Origin of the sequence: Clostridioides sp. ZZV14-6153, from assembly GCF_020657855.1 — a bacterium.
Taxonomy (GTDB): domain Bacteria; phylum Bacillota; class Clostridia; order Peptostreptococcales; family Peptostreptococcaceae; genus Clostridioides.
In genome coordinates this window covers 95,526-111,689 of the sequence record NZ_JAGWCZ010000011.1, presented here as the reverse complement: position 1 = coordinate 111,689, position 16,164 = coordinate 95,526, and the positions used below count along the sequence as shown (strand labels likewise).

The window sequence follows — 16,164 nt, the reverse complement described above, 5'->3', positions numbered from 1 at the left end:
TTTTTATTCTCAATTCAAATTTCTTCCCATTTATTTTTTAATCTAATAATTAACTGGTATTTTTAATAATCTATTATCTTCACTCATGCCTATTTTATATAAATCTTTTTCATATGTATAACATCTAATAGTTATAGAGTTCTCATCCATAGAATAAAGACTTATTTTAGAATATTTTTCTCCTAATTTTTCCATTATTTCTTTATCTATTTTTTCATATGCTTTATTTCTTGCTATAGTTCTTTTTCTATTTAATTTATGATTATCCATCAAATTACATTCACTTCTACTCTCATGCACTCTATAGCCTTCCATCCAGTCTAAAACCTCTATAGTATCAAACTTACAATTGAGATTTTCATTTATATAATTTGTTAAGTCCCTTTTTGAATATCCCTTAAAAAATGTGTTATTCAATTTTATTCTTGAAACATTTTCATCAGTCGATACGCTTAAGTTAAAACAATGGTCAATATGTGTATACCACCCAAATCTTTTTGAAGTTTTACAATTTTGTAAATTACCACCTAATTCTAAATATATTTTATCTCCATTATCATTTATAAAAGCAGTTCTAATTCTGTGATTTCCAACATCTGAACCATCTTCATAGATATCCATCCCAGCACCTTCAAATAATAATATTTTTTTCATTTTTATATCCTCCTAATATTTTATATCAACTTAAAAGTTGAATTTTATTTATATTCTTATATTCATTACTTTATTTTTAATTTAAATTACTTCTATTCCAGTTATCTCTTTAAAAATATCAACATCAAAATTAGGTATATCCATAATAATTTTCTTTTCTTCATCAGTTAGACTATCCCGCATATCTTTGTACATCTCTTTGAATGTAGAAAATACTTTCAAATAACCATTATTAATTTCATATCCTTGATTATTTTCTTTTTCTTCTTCTGTCATGTCATCAATGCGAATCCATTTTGTTAAATAACTATTTCTTTTTAAAATATTTCGTGCCTCACTATTCATCCAATCCTCATATGTTAAATCGGTTTCTTTATTAAACATCCTAATTTTTGGAACATCTGTACAAAATACACCTGCATTATAATCTCCTATGTTCCATTCTCCTGAGTTACAGTTTCCTATATTATAATTTCCTGTATTGTAATTTCCTGAATTACAATATCCTGTGTTATTATCCCCTATGTTACTATGTCCAGAATTACAATTCCCTGTATTATAACTTCCTGTATTATCATTTCCTATATTGTTATATCTTGTATTACGATTTCCTGTATTCCATTCTCCTGTATTCCCCCATCCTGTATTATAATCTCCTGTATTCCAATCTCCTTTATTACCATGTCCCGTATTAGAATCTCCTTTATTGCTATGTCCTGTATTACGATTTCCTGTATTATAACTTCCTGTATTACTATGTCCTGCATTACGATTTCCTGTATTATAATTTTTCTCATTATGTCCTTCTATATCTACATTACTTTCCTTATTATCAATCAAGCTATCATAATCTAATTTTAAATCAAATAAGGTATTATATATTCCTGCGTCTGATATAGTCCAAACCTTCCAACTTACACTACTATATATTTCATCACTTTTTAAGTCAATTTCATCTATATTATTTTTAATATAATCTTCTACCAATTCAAATATTATATTTTGTCTAGTATATTTTTTTACGTTTCTTACAAGTGCTTGAAAAACTGGATATCCTTCTTCATCATAAAATATAAGCATCTTATTCATTTTATTTTCCTCCTATAAATTAACTGTTTTATTTACTTAAATTATTTAAAATTCTTTATATTGCATTTTATTCTCACTATCTAAATACATCATATTATTAATATTTTGTATTAATTGCTGTCTCAATTCTTCTCCTTTTAAAGACCAGTCTAATCCGATTAAATTTCCCAGTCTAGTACTTAAAGAATTATAAGTTCCTGCTTCTCCTATTGTTTCACCTTCTAAAAGGTCACATATATTTATTAAATCTGTTGCCGTCATATATTCAGAATAATTTAGCATTTTATTACCCTCCTATTTTATTTACAATCAATCGTTTCCTCTATTTCTTTTAAGTTCATAGAAGATATAAAAGATAGAATTTTCTTCCTATTTAATCTATCAGTTTCAATTATATAATCTTCAAGTTGATGTAAAATTTTAATACTACTTTCTAACAATGATGATATTTCTAAAAAACATATATCGTTAGATTTTGCTATATCTGTATAATAATCAAACTCTTCTTTTAACTCTTCAAATTTATCCTTGTACCCCTCTGTATCTTGATGTATTTCTATCCAGTTGTATAAATCATCATCAATTTTATCTCTTAAATCTTCTAATTTTGTAATATAAATCCCTAGACTTGAAATGTATTTCATAATTATTACCTCCTATAATTTATTAACCTGTTTTAATAATCCTAGTTGTTCACTGGTTCCACATTTCAATATAATACTTTCTGTATTGCTCCAATAGCTTCCATCTAAATCCTTTTTAAACAATGATTTTATCTTGATTATTAATTTTTTCATAATTTATTCCCCTTTCAATTTTTTATTGGAGTGGCGTTTTTAAAGAACGCCCTAAAACTTTTTTGTCTTAGCAATTATAGCTAAATAATTTGATGCTATATAAACAACATCACAACGTAAATCACTTCCATAAGATTCATAGTCAAAGTATCTTTCAAGTGTTTCCTGACCTAAGTCTTCAATATAGTTCTCTACAAATTCAATATCCGTCATATTTTCATAACATTCTTTATTTTCTTCGTCTAAATCTTCGATAATCATATCTTTATCAAAATAGTAAGAAATATTTTCTATACAAGATAAGTCACCACAATATACTTCCTCTATGTAACTATATCCTAAGTTTTCATCATCTAATGATGATGAATCATCAAGTTGTACAAATGTATAATTAGATAATAAGCTACAAATATCACCTTCAAGTATGTCATCCAAATCAATACGCCCACTTTCAAGTAAAGCCTTTAGTTGTTCAATTCCATATTCTTCTAACCCCTCAAATTTCTCTGCTAATTCATTTAGTTGCCCTATATTACTGTATTCTTCTATATCTAATCCTTCTATATCGACATCTATCTCATAATCTGTGATAAAATATTCCTCATGTTCTTCATCAACACCTATACTATTCAATACTTTCACCAAATCTTCTTCATATATTGGTAAATCAATCCATTTACCCATTATTTCACCTTCGTTATATTTCCCTAAGTTAGTTATATATATATTTAGCATTTTTATATCCCCCTTTTTATATTATTCTGTCCGAATGTTTTGTTAAAAATTTTATTTGTTTTGATATTTTTATTATAATACATTCTGTCCGAATAAGTCAAGTGTTTTTTGAGTAGATTTTGCATCTACTCGTCTATTTTTTCTATTATTATTTTATTACCATCAAAAGTCAATGTAACTTCCCTATCTAATTTAGTTATATCCATTTGTTTAACCCAATTAGTAGGAATTGTTATTCTATTTGTGACTGAACCTTTGCTTGCAGTTCCTCCACTTGTAGTAAATAATACTTTTGCTTTTCTCTGCTCATACATTCGTTATACCTCCAATGATATTATTGTTTAATAATACCATACTAAGAGCTTATAGAAAAGACACTCAAATTCAAGTGTCTTTTTATGTACGCTATTTAATTCTTTTTAATTTTGTTATGTCCTTCCAATTATCTATTGTAACAGTCTCTAAGGTGTTTAACTTGTTAGCAACTTCTTGTATATTTTCTTTTGTTTCAGTCATATCACCTTGAATATTAAGAATATCAAAGGACATTTTGTCATGTTCTGCTTTGCTTACATTTGCTTTATGCTCTAAAGCTTTAAGTAATTGAGTATTCTCTTTTAATTGAGTTTCTACTATATCAAAATGTTTATCAATACTGTCAAATCTGTTGTTGGTTTCAACTTGTCCAGTTTTCAAATCCTTAATGTCGTTTTCCATACCATCCAATCTAGTATTAATTCCTTTGATTTCACCTTGTATACCTTTGATACCACCTTGCATTTCCTGTAATAATTCTAATATCTTTTCATCCATCACGACCACACTCCTTTTATTATTATAACATGAATGTAAGTACTATATTCAAGTACTTAATAAAACAATCCGTAAATTATTTTACTAAATACCTGATGTACTTTTGATAATGCAGTATTTCACAACTGCTATGTCGTATTTAGTTTTTAATGTACTATCATATACGAATTTTTAAATAGTATTTTTCGGATTAAGATTTAGTTCTATATTTGTTTTGATACTTTAATTATATATTCTTATACGAATATTGTCAACGTGTTTTTCGGATTTTTATTTTTTATTTTACTCGATTAGTCTAAGTCGAGTAATTCAAATATTTCTTCTTTAGTGAATTTAAGCAATTTAGCTATTTTTTCAAGTTCTTCAATTTTAAATGATGTTTTACCCTTTTCCTTATCATTATAAGTTGAAGTCGACATATTAATGTATGTGCTTAACATTTGTTGCGTGTATCCTCTGCTTTCTCTTAATTCTTTTAATCTATCTAAGTTCATTTTGTTCCCTCCAAGAATATCATTATTCTATAATAATACCATACTAAAGAGTTATATAAAAGACACCTTAAATTAAAGATGTCTTTTTATGTACTGCTATTTAATTGATTTTAACTTTGCTATTTCATTCCAATTTTTAGATGTAGCCATTTCTACAAAGTTCATGTCATTTTTTAAAGTGTCTATTTTTTCTCCAACTTCTGTTATGCCTTCCATATTTCTAGCAACTTGATTATAAGTTAAGTCTAGTTTCTTTTTAATTTCTTCTTGACCTTCTTTTAAATCACTAAGTTGGTTTTCAATCCCATCAAAACGACCATCCATACTATCTAGTCTATTTTCGATTCTGTCAAATCTAGTATCCATTTTTTGTAATAACTCTAATATTTTTTCATCCATACTGTTCACACTCCTATTTAATTGCTTTAAGTGTTGCAATGTCATTCAGATTATAGTTAGTAATAGTTTCTATTTTATTAATGTCTAATTGCATAAGTTTTATACTTCTTTTTGTATCTTCTGCCTTTATGTCTAATTTTAATATATCGCCTTTTATTTCTTTTAAGTCGTCTTTAATTTCAACTTGTCCAGTTTTTAAATCGCTGATATCTTGTTTCATTCCTTTAATATCATTTTGTATTTCCTGTAATAGTTCTAATATTTTTTCATCCATGCCGTTCACACTCCTATTTTATTATTATATCATAATTTAAGCGTTGTATTCCAACACTTACTAAAAAAATCTAAGGTAGATTACTCTAGTAAATGTTAGATAGTTTATAACCATGTAGGTGTCAAGCAGTACAAACTATAATTTTAATGCTCAATCTTTAGTACTTTTGATAACGCAGTACCTCACAACTGCTATGTCATATTAAATTGTATTGAGTGCCATTATAGGAGCAACTAAGTTGATACCTCAATTTTTTATAGGCTTTAATTGGAAACCTTTATTAATTTACTTATTTAATATCTAGTGTTGGGAACACCTCACCAACTAGTATGATTTATTAGCTAGAGTTTTAAGAAGGTTCTTCGCCTGTTACTTCTGTGAGAGGTGGTTCAGTGTTTTCTTGTTCTCCTTTGCTATGATTTAATTATAAAACAAATTGTTTTGAATGTCAATATAAAATATAAATAAACAAAACGATTTGTTTTAAGTAATGTTGTATATAAAACATACCGTTTTGAATACAATTGTAATTAAATTTATAATATGTTATATTTAGAATTAAGAGGTGATTTGATGAATAGATTGAGAGAGCTAAGAAAAGAAAAAGGATATTCAACTCAACAGGTGGGAGAACTTTTAGGTGTACATTATGTAACAATACAAAACTATGAAACAAACAGAAGAAAAATTGACAATGAGACACTTATAAAATTATCTAATATATACAATGTAAGTATAGATTATATATTATGTCTTACAGATAATAGAGAGAATATACAACTAGAAGAAGAAGAAAAACAACTATTAAATAATTATAGAGAGTTAGACACTAAGAGTAAAACGATAGTTCAAGAGCAAGTCAACACATTAAAGAAACTACTTTAAGCTAGAGTATATATGTCTAGCTTATTTTTTATATTCGATTCTAAAATATAAAGGTACAAACATAAAGCAACCGTATTGAAACATACTTAGAATGGATTTAAATGGCTTGTACAATATGTTGTTGTAATAAAATAGACTAGCTATAATCTAGTCTATTTTTTATGTGGTTCTAATAATTCATTTGCGTCTATATCTAAGTAATATAATATTTGTTCTAGTTCTTCAACTGAAAAATCTCTATGCCCATTTTCCTTATAAGCATATGCCCTTATGCTCATACCCATCTTAGTACTTAATGTTTGTTGAGTATAACCCTTTTGTTCTCTTAACTCTTTTAACTTATTAAGCTTCATTATATCACCTCTTGTAATTCTAATATTGGGTGTGTTACAATATACCTATAATATACTATTTACAGGTATATTGTAGCTTGTTATTAGTTATTAATCATATCTATTAATATGTATAACAAGCCTATAAATGAGATTAAAGCAAAAAGTATTTGTTCGGCTGATTTAATCATCTGAACTACGAGCTTTTCAAGTTGGTGGCACAACTCGATTAGCTCTTTTATTTTGTCTTTGGTTATCATTTAAGACACCCCCCAATATTAAATTGTATAAGGTAGTGTTAAGTACTACCTTAATTAGATTATACTGCCATAAGTAAAAAAATACAAGTAAATTATTACTTGTTATTCAAATCCTTTAAGTTCAAGAAGTTCCTTCCAATTATTTATAATTATACTTTCTAAAATAGATAACTTATCATTGAATTTATTTGTATTACTTTCCATTTTCAATATAGCTGTTTCAACTGATTTCATACTAATGTTATCATCTGAATTACTAGTACTTTGAACTAGTTTCAATAAGTCAATTTGATTTATTATTTTATTTTGATTACTTTTTAATTCAATAATATCCGTACTTATTTTATTTTGTGAGGTTTTAATTTCTTTAATATCAGTTTTTAATTCTTCTAATAAATTGATTATACAAGTATCCATACTTAGACCTCTTTTCTATATGTTTTATTGATGTCTTAATATTATAACATGGATTCCTGTGGATAACTTATACAAAAAAAGAACTACTATATGTCAAGTAGTTCATTTGGTTCTATATCTAAATAGTTACATATTTTTTCAAGTTCACTTACTGTAAATTGATTTTCTCCTTTTTCTTTTCTGTGATAATTTCTTAAAGATATGTCTAACATTCTAGCAATATCCTCTTGAGAATATTTTTTTTCTTTTCTTATATCAATTAATTTTTCTAATTTCATGTTATCACCTCATTAGTATTATAACAAAAAGGAGTTACTTAATGTATAAGTAACTCAATAAAGATATTAAAGATAAACAATATACATTGCTTTAAGTGCAAAATATAAGAAGAACAATAAACCTAGTATCCTTACTATTTGCAACGTAGTTTTAACATGTTGGCTCATGTCATCACCTCATTTACTTTTAATATTAGGTGTGTTACAATATACCTATAAAAATGTATCTATATAGGTATATTGTATTGGTTATTAATTTTTAACTATGTACATAAGTATTAATAGCCAACCGATACAAGAACATAAAGAAATCAAAATATGTTCAAGTGATTTAAAAACTTGGACAAGGAGCTTTTCAAGTTGTGCTACCAACTCGATTAGCTCTTTTATTTTGTCTTTAGTTATTCTCATAACGTCACCCCCTAATATTAAATTGTATAGATAAGATTTAACTCTTACCTTAATTACATTATACACAAAAATGACTTATATGTCAAGTCTTATATGTCAATAAAGCCATGACTAAAATTTCGGCAAAATATTGCGATATAAAAATAGACTAGATATATTAAAACCTAGTCTATTGAGTGTTATACTATACATTTTTTCTATCTAACAAACTTAATATTTCCTCGTCACTTAAATTCAATACGTCAAATATCTTTTCTAAATCTCCAATGTAAAAAGGTCTTTGTCCATTCTCCTTACTTGAATAACTTCTATAAGACATATCAATATAAGTAGATAATTGTTGTTGTGTTAGTCCTCTTTCAAGTCTATATTGTTTCAATAAATCTAATTTCATTGATTAGTATTCACCTCCTAAAACAAGCGTTTAATGTTTATTATTAATGCAATAATAACTATTAAACAACCAATACCATACAATATACATGTTCTAGTATCTCTTTTCATAGTTTGTTTAAATGTGTTATAATATATAGTAGACGTATCACCTATACAAGAGTCGGTACACTCTTGTATAGGCTCATTGTTTTACTTATTAATAAAACAATAGATAGTTATTAAAGAACTAATAACACTTACTGTATTAAAGATAATAATAAATACTATCTTTAATGTTAAAACTTTGTTGATACGTCTACTATGCTTACCCACATTATTGTCCCCCCTTCCTGTTAAAATTTGGTACAAGATTATTATAACATTAACCACTACGATATTGCAAGTATAAATGTGATGATTTTAGTGTATATTATTTATATATTTGTTTAAATGTAGTTATATCAACAGTTATAAGTTGTGATGTCTAATTGACGTTGTGATGTCCGAATAGTGTTTGAATTGATGTTTGAATGATGTCTTATTAATGTCTATAAGACTTTCTAATCTATAATAAAAATTTCTATACAATATAAAAAATTATACAATTATGAACGCTATATAAGTTTAATAAAACATAGTCATTGTAATCCTTTTATGACATAGATAAAACTAATAACTGACATTTTACTGACAAAATGATGATATTTGTTATTAAATATGTTGAAATTACTAAGGTTTAGAAAAATGGCATAGAATACTTATTTTTATGTCTTTTTTTACTGACAAAAACATAGATTTCTAAAATAAGATAAAAGTATTACTTTTATTAATTAAATAAAGAAAATAAGATGTTTAACATAATAAAATAAACTTAAAATAGGGTAGGGGGTATTTTAGGGAAAGTGGCTTATTTGTCAGTGGAATTTTATGTGTAGTCCTTTCATTTCCACAGTTCAAAAAAATTACAGACGGATTTACAGACGAAATAATTCTATATTTTCCACATAAAATCAAACTCTGTCTAAAGACATTTCTTAGATTTTTATTCTTAAATTATACTCTCAATAAGGAAAATACAAATTAAAAGTGTATGTATAAATTATTATAAAAACAACTAAAACATATAAGAATATTAAATACAAAAAACAACTTGAAATATAAGGAGATTTATTAAATTAGAATTAAAATGTTGTCTGCAAGAAAATAAATTTCAATATTTTGCTGAAAACTAAAGTTTGTACTTAAAAGAAATACAGATAATATGGTTAAATAAACTAATTCACTAGTTCATAAATGGTTTGATTTTAATTTAAATATAAACTAAAAAATTTATATAATAGATTGTTGATTTATATATGAATCAAAAATGGTTTATAAGTAATGTAAATTTAAATGTAAAAATAAAAAATGTCATTTTATAGTTGAATTTTTGTGCAAATTTAATGCAATTATTAATTGTTTGTATGGTATAATATATTTAGTAAATATTTACTTAGGAGGAATGAAAATGGAAGAAAATTACCAAGTTATAGGCTTAGATATAGGAAGAGGATATGTAAAAGGATATAGTAAGTATAATGGAATGGTTAAAGAGTGTTTGTTTAAATCAGTATTTGGCGATGGAAGAAACATAGATTTTGAGAAATATGAAAATCCAATATACATAGATTTTGAAAGTGTAAGTTACTTTGTTGGTTCATTAGCAGAAAAAGAAAGTATAACACCTATAAGAAATTCTGATGATTCTAAAGTATCTTTTACAATGAGAATATTAGTTGCTGCTGCTCTTAATGAAATAGCTGTAGCTGATGAAGTAAAATTAATGATGGGCGTTCCATATAAATCATTTAGGAAAACAACATTAAAAGAAGTTGTAGACACATATAAAGGTAAAACATTTAAAGTAAAAGATAAAATAAAGGGTGGACATAAAGAAATAAAAATATCTGATATATCAATTTTTAGAGAAGGAGACGCTGCATTATTTCATACATTAGAAGGAAAAGTAAATGAAGATAAAGCGGTTGGCATGGTTTCAATAGGTTTTAGAAGTACTGAGATGTCTTTCTTTGAAAAAGGTTTTGTATTTAATGATAAACTATCAGATACATTAGAGGCTGGAAATCAGGATGCATTAACAATGGTTCAAAAGCAACTAAAAGATAGAGGAATAATAAGAGAGCTTAATGAGATAGATAGTTCTAATGATTATGATGAACTTAAAAAGGTTGCCTATATTATGGCATCTGAAAGTACAGCTCAAAGAATAGCTTCTAAGTGGAAAAATATAGACGAAATGGATGTGTATGTAAGTGGAGGTACTGCATTACATATGACATTTGATAATAGATTCAAAGTTTCTAAAGATGCTCAAATGGCTACAGCTAAAGGACTATTTGAAGTAGGTATGGAACAATTCTAGGAGTGATATTATATGAAAAAATCATCTAGTTTTTATTTAGAAGAAGATATATTTGATGAAATAGAAAAATACCAGAGTGATAAAAATATAAGTAGTAGAAATACAGCTTTGGAAAGAATAATATTAGAGTGGAAGAATCTTCAAGAAGAAAATAAATTATTAAAACAATGTTTAGGTAATGGTGTATATACAATAAATAAAGAAACAACTGTTACTGAAGAGAAAAAAGATATAAAAAAAGAAAATCCTATTATTAAAAATATATTTAATAACATGCCAGATTAAATGAAAATATCTACTCAAGAAAATTTGGGTAGATATTTAAAAAAACTATTGAGAACAAAGAAGGTATATGTTATACTTAAAACATGGATAGAACATAGAGGGTAATGAAATTTCTGAAGCAACTTGTTGCTAAGAACAATTGCAAGATGTTTTTTATCTTGCGATTGGGCTATCACTTTTATAATATCTTTTTTTAAGAAACATCGTTTTTAGTATAGGAAAAATAGGCTTTTTAAAGTGTAGGTAGCACTTTTGTTAAAAAAAATGAAAGGAGGTAGTATTTATAATAAGTGGAAATGAATTTATAAAAGACATTATTGTTACAGATAAGAGAACTGGAGAAGTAGTAGAACATCGAGGGATGAAAAGAGGTGAAGTACTTGAAATTGGTAAGAGAAAAAGAAGTTTTTCACCAGAACAAAAAGCTATCATGAATAGTAAAAAGGAGTTACCATATCATAATTTTAAGTTAGGAGGTTTTGTATTTTGTGCTTATGTAAAAAATGAATTATTATTTAATGAAGTAAATATAAGCAGAGCTAATATAAGTAGACTAATATATCTTGCAACATATTTAAACTATAATACAGGAGAAGAAAACTTATTGGTTAAATATTCTCAATTTAAAGAAATAATTCCTATAGATAGGAAAAATATGAAAGAAATATTAAGCCTTAAGGATAGAGCATTTAGAGATTTCTTAATAGATGTAAAGAAAAGTGAATTGTTATATGAATTTAGTAATAAGTTTTATATAAATCCAAAGTATTTTACAAAAGGAATTTCTAAATTTGAAAATAAAGAGTATACAAGAATCTATATAAACACAAGTAGATTTCTCTATGAACATTGTACACCAAGACAACATAAACAATTAAGCTATATATATCAACTCATACCATATATACATTTCGAGAGTAATATCTTATGTTTAAATCCTTACGAATCAGATATTTCAAAAATAAAGAAAATTAGTTTGAATAAAATTTGTGAGTTATTAAATATTGATTCTTCAAAGCAATACATGATTAAATTTAAAAAAGAATTACTTAAATTTTATATAGAAGTAAATGGAGATAAATATTATTTTTTTAAATATGTAATTGTTGAAAACTCTTATGAGAATACTGATTATTTTATTATAAATCCTTATGTAATTTGGAGAGGTAATAATTTAAGTGAAGTAAAGAAAACAATTAATTTATGTTTTTTTTAATTTATACCTAGTTAGGTCAGTCTCAGAATAAGAGGTAATGAACTCTAAAAAATAGCAAAAAACGTTTAAAAATAGGCAAAAAATAAAATTTAGGGGTGGCGTAAAAAGTTTACTTTTGGGCAAAAAAGTGGCGTAAAAAGTTTACACCTTGAATATAAAATTAAATTTTATTTAGATAAAAATAGGAAAGAGGTGTTTAAGATTAAAACAGATTTTAGTGTTGATGTTAGACGAAAACCTTTAGGTGGAACAATAAGATTTCATGGAAATAGTACAATAGAAATTATATCTGATAAACAAGTAATGAGATTTGAGGAAAATGGAAATGTATATTATAACAATAAGAAAATAGGTACAGATGAAGAATTATTTAAGTGTGTACAGATATTTTTCAAACCAATCTTAAAATTAGAAAATTTATAAATGATATATAATCACTTGGGCATATCAATAATAACAAATCTATAAATTCAAGTCAAAGAAAGCAAATCTTTGCAAATCAAGTTTAAAATTAAAGAAGGAGAATTATGAGCGGAAAAATAGAACTAATATATTTAGAGGATTTAAAGAAATCAGAAGAGACAAATTTACATAAAGATGATAAGTATGAAAAAGAAATAGATATGTATATGGAGATGAGTGAAAGATCTTCATATGAAATAGTAAATAGAAGGCATGAGGAGGATTCTAAGGATAAAATATGGGATTATGATGATACAAACTATGATGATGGGTTACAAGGAAAGGAGATATAATATTGATATATAATAATAACAATTTTTATGAAAGCATAAATGGTAAATATGCGCAAGATTACATAAAGAATTTAGATTACAGTGTAGATAATTGTTCAGATAGAATTAAATATGTGGAAGAACGATTAGGAACTAAATGTACATGGTTTGAGGAAAAGGAGAAAAGTTATAGCAATAAATATTATAATTCTGTTACAAAAAGAAACGAGACTGTTGTTACAAGAGTAAATTATCAAGAGAAAAGACAATTCGGTGATAAATTTTGGGAAGAAATATTTAAACAAACTTCAGATAGTCCACTAGATAAAGATGGAATATATTATGTGGATGATAATGGTAAAGAGGTTATAATGGGGCATAAAAATTTTATTAAGTGGTGTGAGTCAAGAGGGGTGAATCCAAATGAATATATGGGTGTAGTTAATCCCTTTAGTAATAGTGATGGTACATGGGATTATACTCATCAAGATACATCAAAAATAAAATTGATGTTAAATAAAAATGATAGTACATATTCAACTTCTAATATAGCTAAGACATTAGAAATACTAGCTAGTTATATATTAGCTGTAGATGATAAACAAAAAGAAACTAAAATAAAAATATATAACTCAAAAGAACTATTTCAAAGAGCATGTCAAGAAGAAGCATTTCTAAATAAAGTAGCTACAGTCAATGGAGGAAACATCGATTCAAAAATTTCTAATAAAGATGGATTTAAAGAAGACACTTCATTTGCATTCTTTCAATTACCTAATAACTACAAAAAAGTAAAAGATATAAAAGTTAAACCTAAGGATGTTAAAAAATACCCAGTTATAAAAGCATATTCAGATACCTATGAATGGTATAAAGCTAAATATAAAGAGCTAGGGAGTAAACAATTAAATAAAGAAGAATTAAAACTTAAGAGAGTAGTTAGAAAGAATTTAAAGTTATTAAAAAATGATATGATAGATGCTAAAAGTTTAATAGAAAGACCTATTATTTGGAAAGCACCATTAGACGATGCAGGAAGCCCTGACTGGGATTATCTTGATATGTTTGATAAATCACACGTAAGGGAGCTTTTAAGGGTTCAAAAAGGAAATGATTTACAAGATGACTTATCATGTATTGTTATGGATTTAAATAACCTCATATCTAAAACGGAATTTACTACAGTTCAAAGAGATATATTAGATTTATATAGAAAAGATAAATCATTAGATTGTATTTCAGATTTAATGAATATAACACCTCAAGCAGTAAATAATCAAATAAATAAAATAGTAAACAAAATAATAGATACATATGAGAAAAATTATGAAGAAAATTGTTACTACATATCTATTTCTAAAGGTAAATATAAAAGATGTAGTAGATGTGGCAAAATAAAATTAATATCTAATTTTAATAAGAATAAAAGAAGAAAAGATGGTTGTGAAACTTTTTGTAGTTCATGTTAACGCAAGTAAAGTGGTTTAAAAAAGGGCTGCTTAAAACATATTAATAATGTAAGGGGATAAAAATAAAACCTCTTATTATCAAATGAAAATTATATGAGAAAAGGGAGATTGAAAAATATGAAAACTAAAGAATTTATAAAAATGGTAGCAGAGGGATTAGATATATCACAGGTAAAAGCGAGAGAAATACTGGATGTGATTGAAGAAAAAAGAAATGAAGTATTAAAAAATGGTGATGAATTAACTCTAATGGGGGTTAAGTATATAACTAAAGTACAAAAAGGTAGAGAGGGTGAAATAACTCTTGAAGATGGAACTAAAAAGTCTTGGAAGACTGAGGATAAAATAGTTCCTAAAGTAAAAGCAGCTAAATCTTTAAAGGATGCAATAAAATAAAAAATAAATATTTAAGATAATCATATTAGAGTAATCAATAGACAAGTGGTCATAGTTGGGGGTGTTTATCAGTTTGAAAACCCCTAGATATTGTTTAATTTATAATATTTGAGGGATAGCCACCCTCCTAAAAAAGAAGGCTCCTGTCGTGAGATAGTATTAAGTCCTTCTTTTCTTATACTAAAGAAAAGGGAGATTTGATAAAATGAATAGTGAAAAACTAATAGAAAATAAGGAACTAAGAGATAAAAATATAGATAGAATTGATGTGTTAGAACATGTTAAAGAAATACTAACTTTGAGGAATACAGATTTTAGTACAGTGGAACTTGTTTCTAATTATTATGAAGTTGATAAAGAGACGATAAAGAAACTTATACAAAGAAATAGAGGCGAGTTAGAATCAGATGGACTTAGACTATATAAATATGATGATATAGTTGAAATGCTTGAAAATACTAAAAAGGGACATATTGTCAAATTTAAAATTCCATCAAGAGGTCTGATATTAATACCTAGAAAAGCTATACTTAAAATAGGCATGTTGCTTAGAGATTCAGAGGTAGCAAAAAAAGGTAAGATATTTACTATCTCAAGAATTACCAGAATTATATTGTGAGCTAATAAAAGAAAATTAGTTGAATTTTAAAAAATATGAAGAAGAAATAGGAAATTATTTGGATTTTACATTTAAAAAAGAAAATGTTAAAAGACAAGTTAAATGTGGAAAGTATTATTTGGATTTCATTATATTTGATAGTATACACATAGAAGTTGATGAAAATAATCACAGTGGATATGATAAAGATAAGGAAAAAGAAAGAGTGTATGACATACTAAATAATACTAACTATTGGACAATAAGATATAATCCGCAAAAAGAAAAACCATATGAATTAATGGCTAAAATATTTGAACTCTCTGAATGTACAGATGTAGGTTTTAACTTAGATTGGGGATTAACATTAAATATTACAGATATTATATAAAACATTAATACATTCCTAGTAGAGTTATAGTTTTTCATCCTACCTAAACTATAACTCTACAAAATAATAAAAAAAATAAGGGAGATAATATATGAAAAATAATAAAGGAACAGTCTTAGAGAAATGTGAGATAGTAAAAGAAGAAGATGGAACAGTTAAGATTGTAGAGCATTTAAAAGATGGAGACCATGAAGTATTACTTAGTGATATTTTAGATAAATATGCTGGTGATACAGATTTAAATATAACGATAAGATTGAGTGAAACAATAGTCTAAGATTAATTTCTTAGACTATTTATTTTTTACTTAATATATTGATAATGATATTTGTTTGATAATATAATGGAGATATTTTATTAAGAGCTGAGTTAATTTTATAAAGTAAACTTAATTCAGCTCTTAATTGAACTGAATCTCCCTATTAGCCACTAGGGTTGGT

General features: G+C 25.9%; 28 protein-coding genes. 11 read left to right on the top strand and 17 right to left on the bottom strand.

The window, feature by feature from the left end; all coding sequences use genetic code 11:
• Positions 1–42: 42 nt before the first annotated feature.
• The 11 genes from KGF46_RS13900 to KGF46_RS13850 form a co-directional block, all read right to left on the bottom strand.
• A complete protein-coding gene (locus tag KGF46_RS13900) occupies positions 43–654 on the bottom strand; it encodes a hypothetical protein (RefSeq protein WP_227850680.1) in 612 nt (203 codons plus the stop codon).
• A gap of 81 nt (positions 655–735) precedes the next feature.
• On the bottom strand, positions 736–1,743 hold the full coding sequence (locus KGF46_RS13895) for a hypothetical protein (RefSeq protein ID WP_227862078.1): 1,008 nt from the start codon (positions 1,741–1,743) through the stop codon (positions 736–738).
• A 45-nt stretch (positions 1,744–1,788) separates the two neighbouring features.
• Positions 1,789–2,025 (bottom strand): hypothetical protein, encoded by a 237-nt coding sequence (locus KGF46_RS13890; protein ID WP_227862077.1) that lies wholly within the window; start codon positions 2,023–2,025, stop codon positions 1,789–1,791.
• A 17-nt stretch (positions 2,026–2,042) separates the two neighbouring features.
• On the bottom strand, positions 2,043–2,387 hold the full coding sequence (locus tag KGF46_RS13885) for a hypothetical protein (RefSeq protein ID WP_227862076.1): 345 nt from the start codon (positions 2,385–2,387) through the stop codon (positions 2,043–2,045).
• Between the two features lie 12 nt (positions 2,388–2,399).
• Complete coding sequence (locus tag KGF46_RS13880; protein WP_227854728.1) at positions 2,400–2,540, bottom strand: hypothetical protein; 141 nt, start codon at positions 2,538–2,540, stop codon at positions 2,400–2,402.
• Between the two features lie 51 nt (positions 2,541–2,591).
• Positions 2,592–3,275 carry an antirestriction protein ArdA gene (locus tag KGF46_RS13875; protein WP_227862075.1) on the bottom strand — a complete coding sequence of 228 codons (684 nt, stop codon included), beginning with the start codon at positions 3,273–3,275 and terminating at the stop codon, positions 2,592–2,594.
• A gap of 125 nt (positions 3,276–3,400) precedes the next feature.
• Entirely contained in the window at positions 3,401–3,589 is a 189-nt protein-coding gene (locus tag KGF46_RS13870; RefSeq protein ID WP_227862074.1) for an AbrB/MazE/SpoVT family DNA-binding domain-containing protein, read from the bottom strand.
• A gap of 91 nt (positions 3,590–3,680) precedes the next feature.
• Positions 3,681–4,088 carry a hypothetical protein gene (locus KGF46_RS13865; protein ID WP_227862073.1) on the bottom strand — a complete coding sequence of 136 codons (408 nt, stop codon included), beginning with the start codon at positions 4,086–4,088 and terminating at the stop codon, positions 3,681–3,683.
• A 290-nt stretch (positions 4,089–4,378) separates the two neighbouring features.
• Complete coding sequence (locus KGF46_RS13860) at positions 4,379–4,582, bottom strand: helix-turn-helix transcriptional regulator (protein ID WP_021381328.1); 204 nt, start codon at positions 4,580–4,582, stop codon at positions 4,379–4,381.
• A 96-nt stretch (positions 4,583–4,678) separates the two neighbouring features.
• Positions 4,679–4,981, bottom strand: coding sequence for a hypothetical protein (locus tag KGF46_RS13855; protein ID WP_021373126.1), 303 nt, complete (start codon positions 4,979–4,981; stop codon positions 4,679–4,681).
• A gap of 13 nt (positions 4,982–4,994) precedes the next feature.
• Complete coding sequence (locus KGF46_RS13850; RefSeq protein ID WP_227829013.1) at positions 4,995–5,255, bottom strand: hypothetical protein; 261 nt, start codon at positions 5,253–5,255, stop codon at positions 4,995–4,997.
• A 573-nt stretch (positions 5,256–5,828) separates the two neighbouring features.
• On the opposite strand from KGF46_RS13850, the gene KGF46_RS13845 reads away from it, so the two are divergent.
• Positions 5,829–6,140, top strand: coding sequence for a helix-turn-helix domain-containing protein (locus KGF46_RS13845; RefSeq protein ID WP_009894777.1), 312 nt, complete (start codon positions 5,829–5,831; stop codon positions 6,138–6,140).
• Positions 6,141–6,292: 152 nt separating this feature from the next.
• Here the strand turns inward: KGF46_RS13845 and KGF46_RS13840 are convergent, their stop codons facing one another.
• The 6 genes from KGF46_RS13840 to KGF46_RS13815 all read right to left on the bottom strand — a co-directional run bounded on the left by KGF46_RS13840 (position 6,293) and on the right by KGF46_RS13815 (position 8,232).
• On the bottom strand, positions 6,293–6,493 hold the full coding sequence (locus KGF46_RS13840; protein ID WP_227829011.1) for a helix-turn-helix domain-containing protein: 201 nt from the start codon (positions 6,491–6,493) through the stop codon (positions 6,293–6,295).
• 83 nt (positions 6,494–6,576) lie between these two features.
• A complete protein-coding gene (locus KGF46_RS13835; protein WP_021373112.1) occupies positions 6,577–6,732 on the bottom strand; it encodes a hypothetical protein in 156 nt (51 codons plus the stop codon).
• A gap of 102 nt (positions 6,733–6,834) precedes the next feature.
• The gene (locus KGF46_RS13830; protein ID WP_227862072.1) at positions 6,835–7,149 is read right to left on the bottom strand and encodes a hypothetical protein; all 315 of its coding nucleotides are present in this window, start codon (positions 7,147–7,149) and stop codon (positions 6,835–6,837) included.
• A gap of 86 nt (positions 7,150–7,235) precedes the next feature.
• The gene (locus tag KGF46_RS13825) at positions 7,236–7,427 is read right to left on the bottom strand and encodes a helix-turn-helix domain-containing protein (protein ID WP_074145571.1); all 192 of its coding nucleotides are present in this window, start codon (positions 7,425–7,427) and stop codon (positions 7,236–7,238) included.
• A gap of 252 nt (positions 7,428–7,679) precedes the next feature.
• Positions 7,680–7,838, bottom strand: coding sequence for a hypothetical protein (locus KGF46_RS13820; RefSeq protein ID WP_227829009.1), 159 nt, complete (start codon positions 7,836–7,838; stop codon positions 7,680–7,682).
• A 184-nt stretch (positions 7,839–8,022) separates the two neighbouring features.
• On the bottom strand, positions 8,023–8,232 hold the full coding sequence (locus tag KGF46_RS13815; RefSeq protein WP_022620716.1) for a helix-turn-helix transcriptional regulator: 210 nt from the start codon (positions 8,230–8,232) through the stop codon (positions 8,023–8,025).
• A 1,488-nt stretch (positions 8,233–9,720) separates the two neighbouring features.
• Here KGF46_RS13815 and KGF46_RS13810 point away from each other — a divergent pair.
• The 10 genes from KGF46_RS13810 to KGF46_RS13765 all read left to right on the top strand — a co-directional run bounded on the left by KGF46_RS13810 (position 9,721) and on the right by KGF46_RS13765 (position 16,001).
• Positions 9,721–10,635 carry a ParM/StbA family protein gene (locus KGF46_RS13810; protein WP_227829008.1) on the top strand — a complete coding sequence of 305 codons (915 nt, stop codon included), beginning with the start codon at positions 9,721–9,723 and terminating at the stop codon, positions 10,633–10,635.
• 12 nt (positions 10,636–10,647) lie between these two features.
• Positions 10,648–10,920 carry a hypothetical protein gene (locus KGF46_RS13805; RefSeq protein ID WP_227829007.1) on the top strand — a complete coding sequence of 91 codons (273 nt, stop codon included), beginning with the start codon at positions 10,648–10,650 and terminating at the stop codon, positions 10,918–10,920.
• A 361-nt stretch (positions 10,921–11,281) separates the two neighbouring features.
• Positions 11,282–12,136, top strand: a complete 855-nt coding sequence (locus tag KGF46_RS13800; protein ID WP_227829006.1) for a hypothetical protein — start codon at positions 11,282–11,284, stop codon at positions 12,134–12,136.
• Between the two features lie 192 nt (positions 12,137–12,328).
• Complete coding sequence (locus KGF46_RS13795; protein WP_227829005.1) at positions 12,329–12,559, top strand: hypothetical protein; 231 nt, start codon at positions 12,329–12,331, stop codon at positions 12,557–12,559.
• 104 nt (positions 12,560–12,663) lie between these two features.
• Positions 12,664–12,891 (top strand): hypothetical protein, encoded by a 228-nt coding sequence (locus KGF46_RS13790; protein ID WP_227829004.1) that lies wholly within the window; start codon positions 12,664–12,666, stop codon positions 12,889–12,891.
• Between the two features lie 2 nt (positions 12,892–12,893).
• On the top strand, positions 12,894–14,339 hold the full coding sequence (locus tag KGF46_RS13785) for a hypothetical protein (protein ID WP_227829003.1): 1,446 nt from the start codon (positions 12,894–12,896) through the stop codon (positions 14,337–14,339).
• Positions 14,340–14,456: 117 nt separating this feature from the next.
• A complete protein-coding gene (locus tag KGF46_RS13780; RefSeq protein ID WP_227829002.1) occupies positions 14,457–14,735 on the top strand; it encodes an HU family DNA-binding protein in 279 nt (92 codons plus the stop codon).
• 205 nt (positions 14,736–14,940) lie between these two features.
• Positions 14,941–15,354 carry a hypothetical protein gene (locus KGF46_RS13775; protein WP_227829001.1) on the top strand — a complete coding sequence of 138 codons (414 nt, stop codon included), beginning with the start codon at positions 14,941–14,943 and terminating at the stop codon, positions 15,352–15,354.
• A 19-nt stretch (positions 15,355–15,373) separates the two neighbouring features.
• Positions 15,374–15,724 carry a hypothetical protein gene (locus tag KGF46_RS13770; RefSeq protein WP_227829000.1) on the top strand — a complete coding sequence of 117 codons (351 nt, stop codon included), beginning with the start codon at positions 15,374–15,376 and terminating at the stop codon, positions 15,722–15,724.
• 91 nt (positions 15,725–15,815) lie between these two features.
• Positions 15,816–16,001, top strand: coding sequence for a hypothetical protein (locus KGF46_RS13765; protein WP_227828999.1), 186 nt, complete (start codon positions 15,816–15,818; stop codon positions 15,999–16,001).
• Positions 16,002–16,164 lie beyond the last annotated feature (163 nt).